The sequence below is a fragment of the Bacillus sp. P4_D3 genome, from assembly GCF_056401855.1.
Map to the genome: position 1 here is coordinate 1 of NZ_JBFUIN010000182.1, position 6162 is coordinate 6162.

Annotated in this window: 4 protein-coding genes and 1 pseudogene; 3 read left to right on the forward strand and 2 right to left on the reverse strand. The window is 34.8% G+C overall.

Translation table 11 applies throughout. The features are described from left to right. Together AC1DTM_RS16385 and AC1DTM_RS16390 are read left to right on the forward strand one after the other, a co-directional pair. Positions 1-1172, forward strand: a 1172-nt coding sequence (locus AC1DTM_RS16385) for an ABC-F family ATP-binding cassette domain-containing protein (RefSeq protein ID WP_477000495.1), incomplete at its 5' end; no start/stop codon positions are given. Positions 1173-1266: 94 nt separating this feature from the next. Further along, the gene (locus tag AC1DTM_RS16390; RefSeq protein WP_016106774.1) at positions 1267-2724 is read left to right on the forward strand and encodes a glycosyltransferase family 39 protein; all 1458 of its coding nucleotides are present in this window, start codon (positions 1267-1269) and stop codon (positions 2722-2724) included. Positions 2725-2901: 177 nt separating this feature from the next. Here the strand turns inward: AC1DTM_RS16390 and AC1DTM_RS16395 are convergent, their stop codons facing one another. Continuing rightward, the gene (locus tag AC1DTM_RS16395) at positions 2902-4362 is read right to left on the reverse strand and encodes an IS1182 family transposase (protein WP_477000496.1); all 1461 of its coding nucleotides are present in this window, start codon (positions 4360-4362) and stop codon (positions 2902-2904) included. Positions 4363-4546: 184 nt separating this feature from the next. On the opposite strand from AC1DTM_RS16395, the pseudogene AC1DTM_RS16400 reads away from it, so the two are divergent. Then, positions 4547-4744 (forward strand): annotated as a pseudogene (locus tag AC1DTM_RS16400) (tyrosine-type recombinase/integrase); the annotation flags it as partial. Between the two features lie 484 nt (positions 4745-5228). Here AC1DTM_RS16400 and AC1DTM_RS16405 read toward each other — a convergent pair. Continuing rightward, a partial coding sequence (locus AC1DTM_RS16405; protein ID WP_477000497.1) for a Cna B-type domain-containing protein occupies positions 5229-6162 on the reverse strand: 934 nt, incomplete at its 5' end.

Consider the following 6162-nt stretch of genomic DNA (forward strand, 5'->3'; position numbering starts at 1 on the left):
ATGCTCTTGAAGCAGGTGGTTTCTATTTATTAGATATGAAAATTGAGGAAGCAGCGCGTGGTCTTGGAATTGACGCAATTGGTTTAGATCGTGATGTTGCCGCATTAAGTGGTGGACAACGTACAAAAGTATTACTTGCAAAGTTACTACTTGAGCAACCAGAAGTATTACTATTAGATGAGCCTACCAACTATTTAGACGTTGAACATATTTATTGGTTAACGACTTATTTAAAAGAATATCCACACGCATTCCTATTAATTTCCCATGATACGGAATTTATGAATAAATGTGTTGATGTTATTTTCCATCTAGAATTCACAAAGATGACGCGTTATACAGCGACATATGAAAAATTCCTAGAGCTAGCAGAGATCAATAAAAACCAACATATCAACGCTTATGAAAAGCAACGCGAGTTTATTAAAAAACAAGAAGATTTCATTTCCAAAAATAAGGCTCGTTACTCAACGACAGGCCGTGCAAAAAGTCGTCAAAAACAACTTGATCGTATGGAACGTATTGATCGTCCTGAAACAGCTATTAAACCTGAATTCTCATTTAAAGAAAGTCGTGCAAGTAGCCGATTCGTCTTTGAAGGAGAAAATGTAGAAATTGGATATACACATCCTTTATTACCAAAATTAACAATGACAATTGAACGTGGTGAAAAAATTGCAATTGTTGGATGTAATGGCGTAGGTAAGTCAACACTATTAAAAACGATTCTAGGTAAAATCAAACCATTAAGCGGAAAAACAAGTCTTGGTGATTTCTTAAACCCATCATACTTCGAACAAGAAGTGAAAGCTGATAATATAACACCGATTGATGATGTTTGGAATACATTCCCTAGCTTAGACCAGCATCAAATACGTGCAATGTTAGCGAAATGTGGTTTAAAAAATGAACATATCTCTCGTCCGCTGAACCAATTAAGCGGTGGCGAACAGGCAAAAGTTCGTTTATGTAAGCTAATGGGCGAAGAAAGTAACTGGTTACTCTTTGATGAGCCAACAAATCACCTTGATGTTACAGCAAAAGAAGAACTACAAAAAGCAATGAAGGCATATAAAGGAACTATTCTTCTTGTATGTCACGAACCAGAGTTTTATCAAGATTGGGTAACAAAAGTTTGGGATGTAGAACAGTGGTCCCAAGAAAATTCTTAATCACCTAAAATCATCCCTTTACACCATCACTTGGTGTGTAAAGGGATTTCCCTTTGAAATAGCCATAAAATTCAATAAGGAGTTTTTAATTATAATGCAAAGTTCATTTCTTCTAAAACTCAATACATTTTTTGTGAAATCTTTGTTAGTGCTATGTCTCATTATTTCTGCAGCCATTACATGGCAATCAGTAGCCGTGGTTAGAGAACAGGCCAGCACTCGTTTACTTATTATAATCCCGATTATTATTCTAATCGGTCTTCTGTTTCTACTAATCGGCTATATTGCCAATAAATATATGTCAACACTAGTATTCACTATTTCACTTATCATTTTAGCTTTCTCTATTCGATTAATCTGGGTTCTTAATGTCCAAACTCCTGTCGAATCTGATTTTGCTATGATGTACAATGGTGCTGTGCAAGCAACTAAAGGAGATTTTAGTTTTGCCCAAAGCACGTATTATACTTCATGGGTTTACCAACTTGGATTTACAATGTACCAAGCTTTTATTATTAATTTATTTGGTGAAGGAACCTTCCTTCTAAAGTTCTTAAATGTATTATATTGCACGGGAACAACATTCCTCGTTTACAAAATAACTTCTCATATATTTAATGAGTGGTCTGGACGTATGGCTGGTTTACTATATGCAATATATATCCCGAGTATTGTATTGAGCTCAGTCCTAACGAATCAACACCTTGCGACATTCTTATTTTATCTTGGGTTTTATTTATTAATTACAAAAGGCTTAAGCCATAAATATATGTGGATTTTCATAGGAATTTCGCTTTCTTTAGGCGATATCATGCGTCCGCTTGGAGCTATCATCCTAATTGCAGTAACTATTTATGTCTTTTTACAAGGTATATTAGGAAAATCAAAACAAGATATTTTCACTTCCATTAAAAAACTTTGTGGAATTTTCGTCGTATTTTACCTTGTACATTACATTATAAGTTACTCATTTATATCTGCTGGAATTACACAATACCCACTATCTAATCGTGATCCTCTCTGGAAATTCACAGTAGGGTTTAATCACGAAACAAAAGGGGGATATTCTGCAGCAGATGCAGAATATATTATGTCCTTTGAAATCGGTGAAGAACGCAAAGCCGCTGAAAAAAAACTGATTCAAGAGCGACTAGCTGATCCACAAAAGGTTTTATCTTTATTTGGTGATAAGTTCACGCTCATGTGGGCAGATTACGACTCCGCCCCATTATGGAGTTTATTGACACTAGGGGACACAGGTAATGATATGATTACTTTAAAAGACATCCTTACGAAATATGAAAAGTATATGTACATTACAGCTATGCTCTTGGGCACATTAGCACTTCTTTATCTCATATTGACTAAGCAAAATAACACGCATTATACACTATTTTTATTATTGATAATTGGTTACGTAACTGTTCATTTCTTAATCGAATACCAAACAAGATATCGATACTTCATCATTCCTAGCTTTACGATTATTCAAAGCTACGGTCTATATTTATGCTATCGATTTATATCAAACAGAAAGACCTCAAAAATATAAAACACAATGATGATTTAATGATCACAACAAATGAAAACGAAATAAAAAGGCATGAGCCCGGTGCAATACGAAGCCACTGAAAAACTTGCGTTTTTTATAAATAAATTCATTATAGAGAAAAAYAAGGCGCTTTTTGTTCAATTTCGAACAGAAAACGCCCTATTTTTTGTCTATTTATTACCCTTTTTCATTCAGAAGCTTCAAGATTCTTTTTAGATTGACAGCGAATATCGTCGTTGCTCCTTGAATTTGCATGCCAAATAAACCCGCAGCCGATGCTTGATCGTACCCGTGTTTATTTTTTAACTCACTATTTTTCGCTTCGATTTTATAGCGTTCTCGAGCTAAGCGTTTAAATTCTTCTGTTTCTTGAAAAACTTGTTGGTCTAAATGTTCCTCTGATTTAATGGCAACAGAATAGGTTTTAGTTTTTGCACCTTCTTTAAAACATCCTTCTCGGAGTGGACAGACCTTACATTTTTCAACGTCAAAAAAATAAACCATTCTTGCACTTGCTCCTGGATGTGAATCTGGTTTTTCACTTTTTCTTTTTGCTAAATGTCCTGCTGGACATACAAATAAACCTGCATCTTTATTAAAGTCAAATTCTTTTCCGTTTGCTCGCCCATTTTGAGTAATCATTGGATTTAACTTAGAAATCAGTTGAATGCTTTGTTCTTTTGTATAAAGTAAATTGTTTTTCCCTGAATAAGCCGTGTCAGCGATGACTGTTTCAACTTCCATTCCTGTTACTTTACTTTTTTCAATCAGTTCTTGTAGATAATGTCCATCTGATTTTTCACCCGTTGTAACGACTGCTGCTGTAATAATACGTTCATCACTAATTGCTAAATGTGTTTTATAACCAAAGAAAGAACTGTCTGCTGTTTTATGTCCTACTCGTGCATCSGYGTCTGTTGAATAATTTAGATGTTCTTGCGTATCTTCTACAGCTTCTTTTAACACGTTCAATTTTTCCTTTACGGCTGGTAGATGAGCGATTTGTGGTTTATTTTCAATAATGGTAATCAATTTTTCACAGTAAGCTATTTCATCTTTTACCTCGTTAGAAGTATTCTTCTTTGGAAATTTTTCTTTCATGGATTTATCGAATTGATACACTGCTTTGCGGGTATGTTTTGATTTCTCTTGTAAAAATTCTTTCGGTGATTTTTGGTTATAACGTGCTTTGGTATGCGTTGCGTCCACAATGATTGCTTTACTTTTGATAATGTTCTTTTCGAGTGCGATTTCAACCGTTTTTTCAATGAGCATATCTAATAAACTTACGTCTTGAAGACGAAGTCTGCGGAATTTTGTGAGTGAGCTTGAATCAATCACGTCATCTTCTGGCGCCATACCTAAAAAATATTTGAAAGACATGTCATATTTTGAACGTTCGACAAGGTCTACATCGGATACATTGAAGATGGCTTTTAACAATAAGTACTTAAACATTCGAATCGGAGGAATCGCATTTCTTCCATTATCTAAACAATATTTTGTTTTCAATTCCTCTAAAATGAATGAGAAATCCACCAGTTCGTTAATTTGACGAAGCATATTATCTTTTGGCACGACCATATCGTAAATGGCCAAGTACGGACTTAAGTTAAGTGTCTCTTGGTTTGAAATCATTTGGAACACCACCTGCATTTAGTCTCTCTATTATAAATTAAAAAGGCGAGACATTCGACTATTGAATCGTCGAATGTCTCGCAAAGTGGAACTAGATGGAGTTTTTCAGTGCCCTCCTATTATACCGGACTCATGCCTTTTAGTTTTGCCTTGATTCTTTTGTGATTTATTTTGTGTCCGCAAGGAGAACATACGAATTACTCCTCACTTCTTTAGACATTTTTATGTACAGTACCTATATGACTACAAGGGACTAGCACCTCATGTGATTGCAGCTGCAGTTGGTCATAAAAATGATCGAACGACGAAAGAGAATTATTTGAAACAACGACTAACGAAAGATAATGATGCTGGAAATCTAATCCTTGAAGATGAATTTTAAACCTATTCCTACCCTATTAAACTACGATATAATTGATTTTAATTATATATTTTTTATACAATTAAGATTAGCAATGCTTTTTTTATACTCTAGAGGTTACTCATAAGAGTTACTTTTCTTTACAAAGATATCATCACGCAATGTGCAGGAACTTTTTGATGTTTATTATTTTCCTACTGCTTCTTTTTGTCATGGATAAATAATTCTTTAAAATACGGTATGTGAAATTATTTATCATAAGAACAAGCAAAAGCATAATGAAACCACGTCAATAAAAATAAACCCGTTAGGGTTTATTTCATATAAAAGCCTTTAAATAATCTATAATCAGCTTTTAGAAAATAGAAACATGCTAATTTGACATTGCTTTTGCATAATTTTAGCTTAATAGACATGGAATATTCCACCTAAAAAAAAAGGTAACCCGAATAGTGATTTTTTAACTTCTCAACTATCCGGGTTACAGTACAATAGATTGAACTAACTACTTAACTTTTCTACGAGAGAATAAAATTCCACCTAAAAGAAGCAAGATCATACCTCCAGCAATTGAAATCATTTCAGTTGCTGTTCCTCCTGTTTTAGGAAGCCATGATGATTTCTCATGATTATCTTTAGTAGCTGATACTTTTGTATCATCCTTAGAATCCACTGGGTCTTTAGGATCTACTGGGTCTTTAGGATCCACTGGGTCTTTAGGATCCACTGGGTCTTTAGGATCTACTGGGTCTTTAGGATCCACTGGGTCTTTAGGATCCACTGGGTCTTTAGGATCCACTGGGTCTTTAGGATCTACTGGGTCTTTAGGATCCACTGGGTCTTTAGGATCTACTGGGTCTTTAGGATCCACTGGGTCTACATCCTTGATTTTTGTATTCGTGATGTCATAACCTTTTACTTCAGATTTATATCCATCCACCGGTTGTTCTTTCACTTCATACTTATACGCATTACCTTCGGCATCATATGCCGCTAAATCTTTAAATGCATATTTCCAATCGCTTGCTTTTGTTACTTCTTGCGTTGCGATTACTTTCTTGTTTTGTAGTAGGTCTACTTTAATCATTTCTGGACGATCTTTCGAATCTCCGTCCTTCCACGTTTTCGTTCCTTCTACTGTTGTCTGCGCTACTTTTGTATTCGTGATGTCATAACCTTTTACTTCAGATTTATATCCATCYACCGGTTGTTCTTTCACTTCATACTTATACGCATTACCTTCGGCATCATATGCCGCTAAATCTTTAAATGCATATTTCCAATCACTTGCTTTTGTTACTTCTTGCGTTGCAATTAATTTATCATTTTGTAGTAGGTCTACTTTAATTGTTTTTGGACGTTCTTTCGAATCTCCGTCCTTCCACGTTTTTGTTCCTTCTACTGTTGTCTTCGCTACTTTTGTATTCGTGATGTCATAA